The sequence below is a fragment of the Pseudomonas fungipugnans genome, assembly GCF_029955235.1.
GTDB classification, from domain to species: domain Bacteria; phylum Pseudomonadota; class Gammaproteobacteria; order Pseudomonadales; family Pseudomonadaceae; genus Aquipseudomonas; species Aquipseudomonas fungipugnans.
The window spans coordinates 2935483-2953257 of record NZ_JARBWL010000002.1; the positions used below are offsets into that span (position 1 = coordinate 2935483).

5 protein-coding genes are annotated in these 17775 nt (G+C 63.6%); 2 read left to right on the plus strand and 3 right to left on the minus strand.

The genetic code is table 11. From position 1 onward, the window contains the following. Positions 1-365: 365 nt before the first annotated feature. On the plus strand, positions 366-12899 hold the full coding sequence (locus tag POF45_RS28920) for a filamentous hemagglutinin family protein (RefSeq protein WP_282317346.1): 12534 nt from the start codon (positions 366-368) through the stop codon (positions 12897-12899). 195 nt (positions 12900-13094) lie between these two features. On the opposite strand, the gene POF45_RS28925 is transcribed toward POF45_RS28920, so the two are convergent. Further along, the gene (locus tag POF45_RS28925) at positions 13095-13982 is read right to left on the minus strand and encodes a SphA family protein (RefSeq protein ID WP_259503159.1); all 888 of its coding nucleotides are present in this window, start codon (positions 13980-13982) and stop codon (positions 13095-13097) included. A 249-nt stretch (positions 13983-14231) separates the two neighbouring features. Here POF45_RS28925 and POF45_RS28930 point away from each other — a divergent pair, with 249 nt between their 5' ends. Further along, complete coding sequence (locus tag POF45_RS28930; RefSeq protein WP_282317347.1) at positions 14232-15260, plus strand: AraC family transcriptional regulator; 1029 nt, start codon at positions 14232-14234, stop codon at positions 15258-15260. An 89-nt stretch (positions 15261-15349) separates the two neighbouring features. Here the strand turns inward: POF45_RS28930 and fabI are convergent, their stop codons facing one another. Continuing rightward, the gene (gene fabI / locus POF45_RS28935) at positions 15350-16144 is read right to left on the minus strand and encodes an enoyl-ACP reductase FabI (RefSeq protein WP_259502573.1); all 795 of its coding nucleotides are present in this window, start codon (positions 16142-16144) and stop codon (positions 15350-15352) included. Between the two features lie 19 nt (positions 16145-16163). After that, entirely contained in the window at positions 16164-17774 is a 1611-nt protein-coding gene (locus POF45_RS28940; RefSeq protein ID WP_259502574.1) for an ABC transporter ATP-binding protein, read from the minus strand. Position 17775 lies beyond the last annotated feature (1 nt).

A 17775-nucleotide genomic window follows, 5' to 3' on the forward strand; every position in this document is an offset into this window, starting at 1 on the left:
CCGTTATCCCGAGTCGGATGTGATCAGGCGGCGGTTGCGGGCAAGGGAATGATGTTGTCTGGGCGCACGCTTTCGCGGGCAAGCCCGCTCCCGCAGGGTTTGATGGCGTCCCCAATTTTTGCAGTCTGTTCGATCCAATGGGGGAGCGGGCTTGCCCGCGAAGGCGTCCGTTCAATCACCGCTGCCCTCAAGATTAAAAGATCGCAACCTTCGGCAGCATCGTGCGATGGGACGTCCAGCTACTCCCCAATCATGAAGTTTGTGTGACATCCGTTCGGTCGCGCCGCTCGCCAACTGCCTATGACGTAACAGCAGGTGTTGCAGACCTGCGGCCTGTTGCGCCTATCGAAAAGGACCTAGTAGTGATGCTCGTTCGCCAAGCCCGACGCCATACCCAAGCCCCTTGTGTGCCGCGTGCCGCCGCTCGTTCGGCGGATCAATCGCTGTGGTTGCTCAAACCCTTGGCGCAGGCGGTGGCGCTGTGTCTGGTGGCGGGCAGTGCACAGGCACAGACGGCGTTCAGTTCGGGCTGGTTTGCCGCCAAGGGCGCAGCGCAGCAAGCGGCGGCGGCGCGTCCTGGCGCGGCGGGTGGTTTGCCGGGGATGACGCCGCCCCTGGCGCAGCAGCAAAAGGCCAGTCAGCAATTGCAGCGTTCGTTGCAGACCCTGAACAACACCGTGGCCGCGATTGCCGCACAGCAAGCGGCGCAGGCTGCCGGGCGGGCGGCGGCATTGAACACCGTGCAGTTTGTGCCGGACGGTCTGGGCGAGGGCGGCCTGAAGGTCGATACCGGCCTGACCCAGGGCTGGCAGAACGCCAAGGGGCCGCAACAGACCCAGGCCGAAGGCAAGACCACGGTCAGGATCGAGCAGACCGCCGACAAGGCGATCCTCAACTGGGAAACCTTTAACGTCGGGCGCAGTACCCGCGTGGAATTCGCCCAGCAATCGAACTGGGCGGTGCTCAACCGGGTCAACGATCCGGGCGCGCGGCCAAGCCAGATCCAGGGCCAGCTCCACGGCGACGGCACGGTGATGCTGATCAACCGCAACGGCATCGTGTTCAGCGGCACCAGTCAGGTCAATGTGCGTAACCTGGTGGCCGCGGCGGCAAACATCACCGACATCCAGTTCCGGGATCGCGGGCTGTATTTCGACAGCAGCGCCAGCCAGCCGACCTTCACCGAGGCTGCTGGCAAAGTGCTGGTGGAACGCGGTGCGCAAATTGAAACCCGTAAACCGGCAGTCTCCACCGATGCCGGCGGCTATGCCTTGCTGCTGGGCAGCGAAGTGGAAAATGCCGGGGCCATCAGCACTGCCAAGGGCCAGACCGTGCTTGGCGCGGGCGACAGTTTCTACATTCGCAAAGGCTCGGGCACCGAGGGCAACGGCTTTTCCACCACCTTCGGCAGCGAAGTCACGCCGGGCTTCAAGGCCGGCAGTGGCGCGGGCAAGGTCAGCAACAGCGGCTTGATCCAGGCCGCCACCGGCGACATCACCCTGACCGGCCACGAGGTTGTGCAAAACGGTGTGCTGCTGGCCAGTACTTCGGTGGCCACGCGTGGCACGGTGCATTTGCTCAACCCGACCAGCGACAACACCGGCAGCGTCACGCTTGCGCAGGGCAGCGTCACAGCGGTCATGCTCGACAACAGCGAGCTCACGGCCCTGGACAGTCAGCACAATGCCGCGCTGATCGGTGTAACGGCGAACAACCGCATTCGCAGCGATCAGTCGCGCATCGATGTCGCCAGTGGCGGCACCGTGGAGTTCCAGAACGGCTCGATCACCCTCGCCACCGGCGGGCAAGTCGCGGTGGCAGCAGGGCGGCGCAGCCTGGTGCGTGATGGCGCGCTGATTGACGTGTCAGGCGCCATCGGCGTCAAGGTGGCGATGGAATCCAACAGCATCAAGATCAACGTACAGGGCAACGAACAGCGTGATGCGTCGATCAACCGCGAGGGCGGCGCGCTCAACAGCCATGACGTGTGGGTCGATGTGCGCGAGCTGGTTTTCGTCCCCGCCGGCACCAATGGCTATGCCAATGATCGCTGGTACACCGCGGGTGGTTTGCTGGAAGTGGGCGGCTACCTCGGCACTCAGGGCCACCGTATCGGCGAGTGGATGGCCCAGGGTGGCACGGTGAGTTTCAGCGGTCACGATGTGGTCAGCGAAAAGGGCTCGTTGATCAACCTGTCCGGCGGCACCCTCGATGTGCAGAGCGGCACCGTGCGCCAGAGCTGGTTGCGCGGGGCGGACGGGCGCCTGTACGAAGTGTCAAAGGCGCCGGGAGACATGCTCTACAGCGGTTTCTACAGAGGCTATGAAGACAGCAGCAAGCGCTGGGGGCAGACCCGCTATTTCGATAACCCGTTGATCGGGCCGACCAGCCGCCAGGAGTCAGGCTACACCGTGGGCCGTGATGCCGGGCAACTGGTGATTGCCACCGGCAACGCGCTGCTCGACGGCCAACTGCTCGGCGAAGTGTTCCAGGGTGAACGGCAGAACCAGGCGCCGCGTGCCGGGCTCGACGGCTATGCGCAGGCGCAAACCGCTTTGGCGCGCCGGGCGCAGTTGATTGTCGGCCGCTACGACCCGGCGTATGTCGCCGCCAGTGGCGGCCTGTTGTACGGCCTGAATCCGTTGCTCGATCACGTGCAGATTGGCGGCGAGCGTCCGGTCGAGCGCGCCGATCAAGGCCTGAGCGTCGCGGTGTCCGATTCGCGCCAAGGCAAGCTGTTCCTCGATACCGAGCAGCTCAACGGCTTTCGTCTCGGTGCGCTGAAGGTCGCGGCCAAAGACCGGATTGAAGTCAATCAGGTGCTGACCGTCGACACCGGCGGCGACATCACCCTGTACGGCCCGGATGTGCAGGTCAACGCCAACCTGATCGCCCGTGGCGGCAGCCTGCAGTTGGGCAACGTGCTCAACCAACTGAGTTTCGACAAACGTGACGACACGCAGATCAAGGCGCCACCCGGCAATGCAACTCAGGTGAACGTGGCGCAAGGCGTGCAACTGGACAGCCGTGGCCTGTGGAGCAACCTGCGCACCAACCCCGATGACGGTGCGGGCCTGGCTTATGTGAACGGTGGTCGGGTGTCGATCCGCAGCAGCGGCGACATTCTCCTTGCCAGCGGCAGCGCAGTGGACGTGTCGTCTGGCGGCGCGCTGCTGGCCAATGGCAAGACCCAAGGCGGCAAGGGGGGCGATGTGACACTGGAATCCAGCGCGCTGAGTGCGCCGGGTCAGTCGCACATGATGCTCGACGGCGAGGTCCGTGGTTACGGCGTGACCGGCGGCGGCAGCCTGGTGATTCAGGCCAACAACGTGTTGATCGGTCAGGCCGCTGACACCGTCGCCGACCACACCCTGCAACTGGCGCCGAGCCTGTTCGGCAAGGGCTTCTCGGCCTACAACGTCATTGGTCTGAACGGGCTGGACGTGGCGCCGGACACGGTGGTCGATGTGACGATGCCGGTTTACCGTTTCGGCGACGCGGCCGCCAGCCAGCCCAGTGGCGTGGCGCCGAACACTGCGCTGCAGCTGTGGACGCCGATACTGTTCCAGCAAGACCCGCTCAAGGGCCTGCTGACCCAACGCGGTGGCGCCAGCCTGTCGCTGCAAGGCGGCGCCACGCTGGTCGGTCTGATCGACCCGGCCGGCAGCCCGCTGACCCTCGGACAGGGCTCGCGCATCAGCGTCGATCCCGGCCAGCGCATCAACCTGCGCGGCGCCGGGCAAATCACTGTCGACGGTGAACTCAATGCCTGGGGCGGCACGATTGATATCCGTCAGCAACAGTTTGGCTCGATCGACGTCGCCACCTCGCCGCAACAGGCGGATCCGACGGCCCATGAGCGCTCGATCTGGATCGGTGAACACGCGGTGCTGGATGTCGGCGCACGCGCCAACACCGCCGTGGATGCGCTGGGCCGGGTGTACGGCAAGGTGGGCAAGGGCGGCAGCATCATCATTGGCGGCGAGATCGACGCGAAGAAAGCCACGGCCACCTCCGCCGATGCCTATGTGATCGTGCGTGACGGCGCGCGGCTGGAAGCGTCCGGAGCCGAGGCGCTGCTGGACATTGCCGGTCAAGGACCGACCCGCGTCGCCACCGACGGCGGGCGCATCGCCTTGAGTTCCTACAATGGCCTGTTCATCGATGGCGTCTTGCACGCGTCGGCGGGCGGTGTCGGTGCCGCAGGGGGGCGCCTGGACATTGCCCTGGACACGCCCACCTACCCAAGTGAGCGCGCTGGCAGCGATGTGCGGGTGCCGAGGGAAATGATCATTGGCCAGGGATCGGAGGAGTCCCCGTTACCGACGGACTTGCAGCCGGGGCAGGCCGCGCCGCTGTTGCGTTATGGCCGTGCCCGTCTGAGTGCCGACCGGTTGATGTCGGGTGGCTTCGACAATCTGAGCCTGCTGAGCAACGGCTTGCTGTCGTTCGACGGTGATGTCGATTTGCGCATGAACCAGAGCCTGAGCCTGTTCGCCGGCGCGCTGTCGTTGGCCGATGCGTCCAAAGGCACGGCCCGCATCAGTCTGGCGGCACCTTACATGCGCCTGTCCGGGATCGGCCTCTACAACGGCATGGTCAACAACATCCGCCCACGGGTACTGAACAACCCGACACCGAATCTGTCGGCTGCGCAGTTCAGTGCCACGGCCAACGTGCTGGACCTGGGCAACAGCCTGTCGTTCGGCACTCAGGGTACGATTGCGCAACTCAATGCGCCGGCGCTGGAGGTCAGTCGTCGCGGCTTCGATCAGGTGTCGCTCGACAGCAGGGGTGATCTGCGCTTTCTCGTACCCACCAGCGGCAACGTCAAATCCGAACTGTGGACGCCGGGAGACTTGAACCTCGGCGCCGCCCAGATTTACCCCGCCAGCGGTGTGCAGGCCGAGGTGCGGGTCGGCTATCAGGGCGCCCAGCCGGGGCCTGAACATACGTTGCGTATCAGCAGCCATGGACCGGCACCCAGGGCGTTGCCGTACTCGGTATTCGGCAGCCTGTCGCTGGCCGCCAGCCGGATCGAGCAGGGCGGTGTCATCCGGGCACCGCTGGGGCTGATTACCCTTGGAGACAACCTCATCACCAAAACCGCAGAACTGCATGTGCTGCCGGGCAGCGTGACATCGGTCAGCGGCGCCGGGTTGGTCATGCCCTATGGCGGCACCACTGACGGGATCGACTATCGCTATAACGGCAGCTCCGTGGTGTTGCAGGGCATCAGCGGCGACAGCGCCGGCGTGACGATGACCTCGCAGTACATCGATGTGCAGAACGGTGCGTTGATCGATCTGTCCGGTGGCGGTGATTTGCGCGGTGCCGGTTTCATCTCCGGGCGCGGCGGTTCCACCGATGCGCGCTTCAATCCGCTGGTGCGCAATGCCAGCGATGGCACCTTCAGCCTGCCGGGTCTGGCGAGTAATCCGGTGTATGCCATCGTGCCGGGCAATCAAAGCAGCTACGCACCCATGCTCGCCGAAGCCGGCGCGGTCGATCCGCGTATCGGTCAGCAGATCACGATTGGCGCCGGCGTGCCGGGGCTGGCGGCGGGCACTTACACCTTGCTGCCCTCGACCTTTGCCCTGTTGCCCGGTGCGTTCCGGGTCGAGGTCAACGGTCAGGCTGCGCCAGCGGCCATGAGCGGTGCGCTGGCGATGCGTAACGGCTCATGGAGCAGTTCCGGTCAGCTGTCGATTGCCAATACCGGCGTACGTGACAGTCTGGCCAGTCAACTCGTCTTGACGTCCGCCGACGTCCTGCGCCGCTATTCCCAGTACAACGAAACCAGCTTCAGCCAGTTCGTGCAGAGCGATGCGGCGCGTCGCGGCTTGCCACGGGCGTTGGCGCCGATGGACGCCAAGAGCCTTAATCTGTTTCTCACCGACGGTGGTCGCCACGACATCGCCCTGGACTTCAACGGCCAGGCGTTGTTCGGCGCTGCCACGGGCGGTGTGGCCGGGACCGCGGTGGTGCGAGGCAGTGTCGGGGCGGACGTTGAAATTCTCGGCGCAGGGCATTCGCGAACCGAAGGCTTCAAGGGGCCTGCACTGTATGCCGACAGCCTCAACAATCTGGGCGCCGGACGCCTGGCCATTGGCGCGACCCCGAGTGTGATATACGGGACAGCGGGCAATATCGTCGACTTCAAGGGCAACACGTCCAGCATCACCCTGCGTGAAGGCGCGATGCTCGCCGCGCCCGAAGTCCTGCTGCGTACCGACTCGGCGGCTGGCGCTATCACGATTGAAGCCGGCGCCGGCATCAACACCCTGGGTCGCGGCGATGTGCCTTACGACTCCACGGCCGGCTTCGTCTACCAGCCAGGGGCGGCCAGTTTGCTGGTGGTGTCCAATGGCTGGAGCAATGTCCTGGCGCCTGCGCCGGGCAACGGCTTGCAGGGCGCTGGCAGCATCCGCATCGGCAGTTGCTCAACTGCCGAGTGCAGCAACTCGGCGCTGCTCTATTCCAGTGGCAGCATCACTGCCGCCACCGACAACCAGTTCGAGCTGGGCGAATCCGTGGGGTTCGGCACGCGTCATCTGGCCCTGGCAGTGGGCTCGGTGAACGCCGGCAGTGGCGAGGCCCTTGCCGCCGCGGGTAATCGTGTACCGGCCGGTTTGACGCTCAACCAAAACGTGCTTGATCGCCTGTTGCAGGGTGACACTCGGTTCGGCGCCCCGGCGCTGGAAACCCTTGCCCTGACGACCCGCGACTCGTTCAACTTCTTGGGCAGCGTCATTCTTGACACCCTCGATCCGCAAACCGGGCGCAGCAAATTGCAGAACCTGGTGCTCGCCACTCCGGCCATTTACGGTCTGGGCGATGCCAACGATGTGGCGACTATTCGCACCGGCAATCTGATCTGGAATGGCGCCACTCAGGATCCGGGAGCTGTCATCTCCGGTGGCGCCGGCACGGGCCACGGCACGCTGGAGATTCAGGCGCAACGCATCGAATTGGGCTATGGCCCGAATCCGCAACCCAGTGGCCTGGACCAGAACAACCGGCTGGCGCTGGGCTTTGCCAACGTCAACCTGACGGCCGGCGAACGCATCACCGCCAACCACAAGGGCAGTCTGTCGGTATACGAACGGCAGGGCGCTTACGACCCGCTCAACGGCTATGCCTACAGTGGCGGCAATCTGAACCTGCGCACGCCGTTGCTCAGCGGTGAAGCGGCGTCGGTCAACCGGCTCAAGGCGGGCAACGACCTGACGCTGAGTTCACTCAATGGCGCCGCTGTACCCGCCGTGGCCGATGCCTTGGGCGCGGAACTGACCCTCGAAGCGCGCAACGTGTTGCTCGACAGCCGCATTGCACTGGGCAGCGGCAAACTGGTGGTCAAGTCCGAGGGCGACCTGACCCTGGCCAAAGGCGCCTGGCTGGACATGGCAGGGCGGACATTGCCGTTCAACGATGTGCAGAAATACAGCTGGGGCGGCGACGTGACGCTCTACAGCCACAACGGCAATATCCGTCAGGCTGTCGGCTCGCGGATCGATCTGTCAGCAAGGAACAATCAGGCCGGCAACCTCAGCGCCGTGGCGTTGGCGGCGGACGCGGGTGGGGTCGACTTGCAGGGCGAAATACTCGGTGCCAGCAGCGGCGACTACGATGCCGGCGGTACGTGGGTGCCGTACAAGGCCGGGGGCATCGACATTCGTGCCCGGCAGTTGGGCGCCAGTGGCGCCTTGAGTGAGGCATTCGCCGCGCTCAACCAGCGCTTGAACGCCGGCCAGGTGTTCGGCAGTCGCAGCTTCCAGCTCAAGCAAGGCAATCTGCTGATCGGCGAGGGGCTCAAGGCCGGCGAGGTCAATGTCTCGGTGGACAATGGCAGCTTGACGGTGGCGGGGCTGATCGATGCCAGTGGCGAGCGCGTCGGCAGCATTCGTTTGTCCGCCAAAGACGGCCTGACCCTGGCCGGCCATTCGGTGCTCGACGCCCATAGCCGCGTGCTGCGGGTCGACAGTTACGGCAAGATCATCGATGCACCGAACCGCGCCGTGGTCGAACTCAATTCCGGCGACGGCGTGCTGACCATGGCTTCAGGCGCGCGGATCGACCTGCGCCACGGCACCGACGCACTAACCGGCGCCTTGCCTGGCCAGCACGACGGGCGCCCGCGCGGCACCCTGGAATTGAACGCCCCGCGTCTGGGTGTCGGCGATATCGCCATCGACGCCAGCGGTGCACTGAATATCCAGGGCGCACGCTCCATCGGCCTCAACGCCACGCGCCGCTATATCGACGCCGAGGACGGCACCGACCCGGCGGCCAGCGGCCGACCGTATCAGGTGATCGATCAGGCGTATCTGGATCGTATTCATGGCGACAGCACCACGTTCATCAACGCGGCACTGGCAAACAGTGACTTGCTGCAACGCAAACTGGCCGGCCTGAACAACGCCACGTATGCCGACGCTTTCCACCTGCGCCCCGGCGTGGAAATCGCCAGCAAAAGCACCGACGGCGACCTGGTGGTGCAGGGTGATCTGGACTTGTCCGGTTATCGCTACGCCAGCCTCAATCCGCACACGCAACAAACTGCGGTCTATGGCTCCGGCGAAGCCGGCAATCTGGTGATTCGCGCCGGGGGCAATCTCGACATTCATGGCAGCCTCAACGACGGCTTTGCACCGCCACCGGAAACCGTGGACGACGCCGGCTGGAAACTGTTGCCGGGTGTGCAGCCGTTCGGCGGTGACCTGATCGTGCCGGGCGCCGGGGTCACGCTGGCCGAGGGCACGCAGTTCCCGGCGGGGACTACCTTGAATTACGACGTGCCGATTCAGGGCTCGACCCTGGCGAGCGGTACGTTGTTGCCGGCCGAGGGTATTCTGGCCGGGCCTTACACCTTCAACGCCGGCACCGTATTGGCCGCTGCCGTGCATGACGCCGCCGGTAATCTGTTGTACGCCGCCGGCACCTTGCTCAGCGACAGCCTGACCTTGCCCGCCGGCAGCCGGCTGGGTGCCGGTACTCGGTTGAACACGGCCACCGCGCTGCAAGCCATGCTCTGGCCCAAGGGCGTGCCGTTGCCGGGTACGGTCGAAGCGGATGTGCCAGGCGTCAAAGGCGTGCGGCTGAACGGTGCGCTGGCGTTGCTGCGCGGCTCGCTGATTCCGTCCATGACTGACGTGGTGTTGGCCGATGGCACGGCGTTTATCGAGTTGCGTCCCTTGGGTGGGACGCAACAGGGTCGCAACTGGGCAGTGGCGAGCATGTTGCCGTCGGGCAGTGCGTCCTGGTCGATGCGCGTGGTCGCCGGGTCGGACCTGGAAGCCGCCGACAGCCGCGCCGTGAAACCAGTAACCCGCGAAGGCAATCTGCGGCTGGCGGACAGCCATTACGGCTTGAAAGTGACCGAGAAAAAGCTCCAGACCGTCTGGGCGGATGGCAACCCGCTGGGCTACCCGGCCGGCGAAGCGGTAAGCGATGATGATCTGTTCTACTGCGATATTTTTCCGGGCGCCTGTATCGCACCGGCGAGGTTCCTGTGGGCGGAAGGCAACATCATCGGCATGCCACCGGGGACGCCGATCATTGATGATGATCTGTTCTGGTGTGATATCGACCCCGGTTCCTGTACCCCGAACAAAGGGGGTATCAGTGTTGCCGTTCATTCGCAGATGTTCAGCGTACTGCGCACCGGCACCGGCGATCTGGACCTGATGGCCGCCGGCAACCTGAGCATGGATTCGCCCTTTGGCGTGTACACCGCCGGCACCCAGTCGGGCGATGTCGATCCGCGCTACAACCAGCCTCGCGGTCGGCTGTCGGACGATGGTTCGGTGTTGGGCCGTGCGGGCGTCGACTACGAAAAATGGGTCAACGGCGGCACCGAGAGTCTCTATCAGGCCTGGTATCCGCAGAGGGGTGGCAACCTGGCTATCCATGCCGGCGGGTCGGTGTCGGGGGATGTGCTCGGGCGTCGTGCGTTGGTCAATGGCGCCGAGATCCGTGAACAGGTGCCGAGCGTCGCCGTGGGGAACTGGCTGTGGCGCCAAGGCACTGGCAACGACGATATACCCACCGCCTGGTGGATCAATTTCGGCAGCTATGCGGCCCAGCCACTGCCCGACCAGAACGCCGACAGCGGGCCGTATCTGGTGGGGTTCACCGGGTTCGGCACCTTGGGCGGCGGTAACATCAGCCTGCGTGCCGGCGGTGACGGCGGCATGCTCAAGGCCCTTGGCGGCGGTGTGAATAATCTTTACCCGCGCAGTCAGGGGCTGATCGTGGCGGTTGGCAGTACCGGTCGAGTGGGCAGCGACGCCAACCTGCAACTGACCGGTGGCGGCGACATGGACATTCGCATCGGCGGTACGCTCAATCCTTCGTTGCAGGCACGGGCAGGGCAGTCCGCAACCGGCACGCCGCAGCATGATCTGCAAGGCGCGTTGATCAACCTGCGAGGCGCGGCTCAACTGACCAGTAGCGCCGTGGGCGGGATCAACCTGCAATACGGCGCGTTTTCCATCTTTCAGGACCCTCGTGAAACCCGCGCCTATGACCCGTTCAACTCCACCATGGGCAGCGCCAGCGGCGGCCTGGTGTTGATCCCCGGTGACTCGGGCATGCGCCTGAACAGCCGTGGCGACCTGGTGTTGGGGGGCGCATCGGACCCCGGCCGGGTGCGGTTGCAGAACTCCACGCCCTTTACCACCGCTGACGGGGTTGAGCACCCGGGAGGTGGTTTGAGCGGCTTCACGTTGTGGACTGATCACACCGCCATTGATCTGTTCTCGGCCGGTGGCAACCTCACGCCGAGCACTCAGATGGCAGAGATCGATGTGGGTCAGAGTCCCGTTTCGGGCCGCAATACGTCACCCACTGATGGTCGTTTCGTGTTCCCCTCGATTCTGCGTGCGGTTGCCGCCCAGGGCTCTATTTATGCGGGGCCGTCGGCGGCTTATGGCGCAGTGGGCGGGTTGTTCCCGGCGCAGGGTTATTCGCTGTTGCTGGCGCCCTCGAACGCCGGGCAACTTGAACTGCTGGCGGGTGATTCGATCTACGCCGGCGGCTACGCGATCAATCAATCCGGCGCCAGTGCGCTGGCCATCGCCACGCCGTTTGCGCCAGCGTTCAATGGCTATGGCAATGCGCTTTCCAGTACGCCGATTCTGACCAATCGCGGTAGCGAGGGTGTGGCTGCGGATAAAAACCTGCGTTATCCGCTGTTTGCCTTTGGCGCCGACAGCTATTCGGGCCTGGGCGGGGTGCAGGCACCCGCACGCTTCTATGCGTTGACCGGTGATCTGATCGGCATCCGCAGTGGCGAGACCCTGCACTTCAGCGATTCCGGGCGCACCTGGTACGAAGGGGCCGGGCCGGTGTGGATGCTGGCCGGACGCGACATCGTGGCCGCTGGTACAGACCTGGGCAAACCGACAGCCGTGCCCCTGGAAATGGGCAACGGCCGGGACAGCATCACTTCGACCGGCAACCTGTTTATCCATGACGACCCACGGGCGGTGTCGCGGATTTCGGCCGGGCGCGACATTCTCTACAGCAGCTTCGATATCGCCGGCCCCGGTACGTTGGAGATCGATGCCGGTCGCAACATCCTCATGGAAGACCGCGCCAGCATCACCAGCATCGGGCCGGTACTGGCCGGGGATCATCGACCGGGGGCAAGCCTGGTGCTACAGGCCGGCGCGGGCACGCAAGGCCCCGATTACGGGACGTTCATCGCCCGTTATCTCGACCCGCAACACCTTGCCAGCCCCGGCATGACCCTCGGCGAACAACCGGGCAAAGTGGTCAAGACCTACGGAGAAGATCTGCAGGCCTGGCTGACGTTGGGCTACGGTTTCAGCGGCAACGAAGAGCAGGCGCGGGCGTTCTTCACCACGCTGTCGACTGCCGAGCAGGCCGTGTTTGCGCGACAGGTGTACTTCGCCGAGCTACGTGCCGGTGGCCTGGAGTACAACGACGCGAGCGGCCCGCGTCAGGGCAGCTACCTGCGGGGGCGCAACGCGATTGCCGCGTTGTTCCCCACCCATGACGTGGCAGGTCATGCGCTGCGTTACGATGGCGATATCACCTTGTATGGCGGTGCCGGAATCAAGACGCTGTTTGGCGGCGACATCCAGATGCTCACCCCCGGTGGTGGCCAGGTGTTCGGCATCGAAGGCGCGGCCCCACCGTCCACGGCGGGGATCATCACCCAGGGCGCCGGCAATATTGCGCTGTACTCCCAGGGCAGCATCCTGCTGGGTCAGAGCCGAATCATGACCACCTTCGGCGGGTCGATTCTGGGCTGGTCGTCGCAGGGCGACATCAACGCCGGCCGAGGCTCGAAAACCACCGTGGTCTACACGCCGCCCAAGCGTGTGTATGACACCTGGGGCAACGTCACGCTGTCGCCATCGGTGCCGAGTACCGGGGCGGGGATTGCCACGCTCAATCCGATTGCCGAAGTGGCGCCGGGCAACATCGACCTGATCGCGCCATTGGGCACCATCGATGCCGGCGAGGCAGGTATTCGCGTGTCGGGCAACGTCAACATCGCGGCCCTGACCGTAGTGAACGCGGCGAACATCCAGACCCAGGGCAAATCGTCCGGCGTGCCGATGACGGCGTCGGTCAACACCGGTGCGATCACCTCCGCCAGCTCGGCGGCCACCTCGGCGACCCAGGCCGCCGAAGACGTATCGCGCCAGCAACAAGCGGCAGCGCGGCAGAACCAGGCATCGGTGTTTACCGTGCAGGTGTTGAGCTTTGGTTCGGAGCAGTTGGCGCCTTCGCGTGATGGCGCCAGCCGCGCGCCTGCACCGGGGTACAACCCCAACAGCCCTGTCCAGGTGCTGGGCGCGGGCACGCTGGATGAACAGACCCGCCAACAACTCACCGAAGAGGAGCGCGGTCAGCTGACGCTATAGAACTCTCGTTGTACCACCTCGGGGCAGCCATTTTGGTTGCCCCTTTTTTTGCGCGAAATAACGCGTGCGTCAGCCACCATCAAAGTTGAATATGCAATCGCCTTCGCGAGCAGGCTCGCTCCCACATTGGATTGGCGTCGTACACAGAATTTTGCATGCCCAGCCGATCCCTGTGTGTGGTGTGCAGCCTGCCCTTTAAAACGCATACGGAATACTCACCTTCGCCCACAGCATGTCGCCCTGCGGCCGGTTTTCCACGTCGAACTCCCTGGCCCAGCGGATTTCGGCGCTGGCGTATTCAAGGAAAGTCAGGTGCAGTGCCGGGCCGATGGCGAACACCTGGCCGCGTACGCCGTCGTTCACGTCCTGGCCATTGAACTGCACGGTCTTGCCGTATTGTTTGTCGTCGGTGGTTTGCTTGAGGTAGTAACCGTTGAGACCCAGCATCAGGTTCTCGGTCACCTTGTAGCTGGCGGAATAATCGAAGTGGAAAATCTGCCCCGAGGTGTAGTCGGTGTCCTTGTTTTTCTCGTTGAAGCTGTAGGTGGTCTTCATCGACAGTTCGGTGTTTTCCGTCGGCAGCCAGGTGAAGGAGAACAACGGTTTGTAGGTGTAGAAGTTGTTGCTGGTGTTGGCCAGGCGATCGACGCTGTATTCACCGGTGGGCACGGTGACTTCCAGGGCTGCGCCGAGGGTCAGGTTTTTGCCCATGTCCCAGAGAATGATCGGCGCGAGGGTGGTGTCACCCATGCCTTCGCGGGTGTCGCTCTGGCCGAATACCGACACTTGCTGCTTGAGCCAAGGCTGCGCGATGTAACCGGCCAGGCGTCCGCCGAAGACATGCAGCGGGCTCAGGTAATCCAGGCGCGGAATTACCGCCGTGGATTCTATATCGACGTTCGGCACCTTGCCGCCAAACGAGCTGATAGTGAGCTTCGTGGCTTTGTAATGGTTGTAGTAGACGTTGAACGCAACCATGTTGTCCGGAAGGCTGTTGATGTCCAGCGGCAACATGAAAAAGCCGTCGGTGCCGGGGCCTATGTTGTCCACGCCTGCCTCGGTGGCCAGCGCAGGCACGGCCATGACCGCGCTGCCGGCGAGCCCCAGCGCCCATCGCAAGAAGAAAGTGGTGCGTGTCGAATGCATGTCTGTACCCGTTTTTATTGTTGTTGGCGGATGTCATAGAAATAAGCGCTCCGGGCCTTGCAGGGCAGGGTATTGGCGGCCAGGCAAGGGGACTTCTGCGGACAGCATTTACGCCCTGTGCTACTTTTCCTCGAAACAAGCAGTAACAAAAATAAGAATTCAGCTTGATCCGGGATGCCTTGCCCCATGCAGATGAAAGTCCTCGACCCCACCTATGAACTGGCGCTGGTGTCGCCATTCCTGTTGCAAACCCTGGCCGAAGTTGCCGCACACAAAGGCGTCGATGCCCAGAGCCTGTGCCGTGGCCTGGGCTTTACCCTCGACGATCTGCAAGACCCGGCGCAGCGGATTTCCTATCGCCAGGCCGTGGCCATGATCCAGCGCGCACTCAAGCTGCTGCCCAATCAGGGGCTGGGCCTGTGGGTCGGTGCTGCCAATGTGCTGGGCACCCTCGGTTTGCTCGGGCATGTGCTGTCGCTGTGCAAGACGCTGCGCGATGCGTTCGCGTTGGGCATCCGTCATCAGCACACCTCGGGCGGCATCGTTGTGTCGAGCGTGGAGGAGGCGGCGGACCGGGTATTCGTCGAGGTCGAATGCCGACTGCCGTTCGCCGATGTGCAGCGGTTTGCCGTGGAGGAGTTTTTCGCCAGTCTGCTGGTGTATGGCCGGGCGCTGGTGGGCGCCGACTTCAAGCCGCTGGCCGTGGAGTTCATGCATGCCGCACCGGACTATGTCGCCGAGTACGAGCGCCTGCTGGGGCCGGATGTGCGTTTCGGCTGCCTGCAAAACCGCATGCTGATCGCCGCGCACTGGCTGGATGTGCGCCTGCCCAATCATCATGCTCTGGCCTTGCGTCAGGCGGTCGAACTGCTGGAGCTGGAAGCGGCGCAGGTGCATCAGAAAATGGACCTGATTCAGGCGGTAGAGCGGGCGATTGCCCGGGACCTGACCCAGGGCAGCCATATCGAAAAAATCGCCGGCGATCTGAACATGAGCAGCCGTACCTTGCGCAGGCGCCTGAACGAACATGCCCTGACCTTTGAAACCCTGCTGGAACAGGTGCGCCAGACTCGCACCCTGAGTTTGCTGGCCAACCCCGAGATGTCGATTGAACGCATTACTGAAGAAGTCGGCTACAGCGATGTGCGCAGCTTTCGTCGGGCGTTCAAGCGGTGGACGGGGATGAGCCCGACGGCGTTTCGCCATGAAGCTTGAAAAGCGGCAGCCGAAGGCGGTGATCCGTTGATCCTGACCCATAAAAAAACCCGCCTGAATCGGCGGGTTTTTTACGGCTTACCCAAAGATCACTCTTCGAGGTTCCCCATGGCGGTGGTGTTGAAGCCGCCGTCTACGTACATGATTTCGCCGCTGATGCCGGACGCCAGGTCCGAGCACAGGAAGGCGCCGGCGTTGCCGACTTCGTCGATGGTGACGTTGCGACGCAGCGGGGTTTGCGCTTCGTTGGCGGCCAGCATCTTGCGGAAGTTCTTAATGCCGGAAGCCGCCAGGGTGCGGATCGGGCCAGCCGATACGCAGTTGACGCGGGTGCCGTCCGGGCCCAGGGAACCGGCCAGGTAACGCACGCCAGCTTCCAGCGAAGCCTTGGCCATGCCCATCACGTTGTAATTCGGCATGGTGCGCTCGGCACCCAGGTACGACAGGGTCAGCAGGCTGCCATTGCGGCCTTTCATCATTTCGCGGCCAGCCTTGGCCAGGGCCACGAAGCTGTAGGCGCTGATGTCGTGAGCGATGCGGAAGCCTTCACGGGTGGTGGCTTCGGTGAAGTCGCCGTCCAGTTGGTCGCCCGGTGCGAAGCCCACGGAGTGCACGATGCAGTCCAGGCCGTCCCACTTCTTGCTCAGTTCTTCGAAGACCTTGGCGATTTCGGCATCGCTGGCCACGTCGCACGGGAAGCACAGCTCAGGGCTCGAGCCCCAGCCTTGTGCGAATTCTTCGACACGACCCTTGAGTTTGTCGTTCTGATAAGTGAAGGCAAGCTCAGCGCCCTCGCGATGCATGGCGGCAGCGATGCCGGATGCGATGGACAGCTTGCTGGCGACACCGACGATCAGTACGCGCTTACCGGCGAGAAAACCCATGTGTTGCTCCTCTTTCAGGTTATTGCGCAGTGGCTGGTGCCAGGAAAGCGGCTTCCAGCAACTGCTGTGTATACGGATGTTGGGGGGCGGCAAAGATGCTTTGCGCGTCACCCTGTTCGACCACTTGGCCATGCTTGACCACCATCAACTGGTGGCTCAGCGCTTTGACGACAGCCAGGTCATGGCTGATAAACAGATACGTCAGGTTGTACTTGGTTTGTAGCGAACGCAAAAGCTCCACCACTTGGCGCTGAACGGTGCGGTCGAGGGCCGAAGTCGGCTCGTCCAGCAAGATCAACGCCGGTTTTAGCACTAACGCCCGGGCAATGGCGATTCTCTGCCGCTGCCCACCGGAAAATTCGTGGGGGTAGCGGTTCCGGGTTTCCGGGTCCAGGCCTACCTCCCTGAGTGCTGCAATTATCGCTTGTTCCTGCTCGGCCTCGGTACCCATCTTGTGGATCCGCAGGCCTTCGCCGACGATCTGGCCCACGCACATCCTGGGGCTCAGGCTGCCGAACGGGTCCTGAAACACCACCTGCATCTCCCGCCGTAACGGGCGAACCTGTTTCTGCGTCAGGCAGTCTAGCTGGTTGCCTTCAAAACGTATGGCGCCTTTGCTGCCGATCAGCCGCAAAATCGCCAGGCCCAGGGTGGATTTGCCGGAACCGCTTTCTCCCACGATCCCCAGGGTCTGGCCCTGGGGCAGGCTGAAATTGATGCCGTCCACCGCCTTGACGTAATCCACCGTGCTTTTGAGAAAGCCTTTCTTGATCGGAAACCAGACTTTCAGGTCCTCGACCTGCAGCAACGGCGGGCCGATCACGTTGGTCGCCGGCTTGCCGCTGGGCTCCGCTGCCAGCAGTTCCCGAGTGTACGGATGCTGCGGCGCGCGGAACAACTCCTCGCACGATGCCTGTTCGACGATGCAACCGCGCTGCATGACACATACTCGGTGCGCAATTCTTCGCACCAGGTTCAAATCGTGACTGATCAGTAACAGCGCCATGCCCAGACGGGCCTGTAATTCCTTGAGCAATTCGAGGATTTTCAGCTGCACGGTCACGTCCAGCGCGGTGGTCGGCTCGTCGGCGATCAGCAGTTCCGGCTCGTTGGCCAGGGCCATGGCGATCATCACCCGCTGGCGCTGGCCGCCGGACAACTCGTGGGGCAGGGCCTTGAGGCGCTTGTGCGGCTCGGGGATGCCGACCATCTCCAGCAGCTCCAGCGTGCGTTTGGTCGCGACCTTGCCTGTCAAACCCTTGTGGATGCCCAGCACTTCGTTGATCTGCTTCTCGATCGAGTGCAGCGGGTTGAGCGAGGTCATCGGCTCCTGAAAGATCATCGCGATCCGGTTGCCACGAATGTGGCGGATGGTTTTCTCTTTCAGGTCCAGCAGATTTTGCCCGGAATAAGTGATGGTCCCGGACGGATGGCGGGCCAGCGGGTAGGGCAGCAGGCGCAGGATCGAGTGTGCGGTCACCGATTTGCCAGAGCCGCTTTCGCCCACCAGCGCCAGGGTCTCGCCGCGCCTGATGTCGAAACTCACGCCCTCGACCACCCGTTGCACCCGCTCGCCGACGACAAATTCGACGGCCAGGTCGCGTACTTCGATCAGATTTTCCTGACTCATT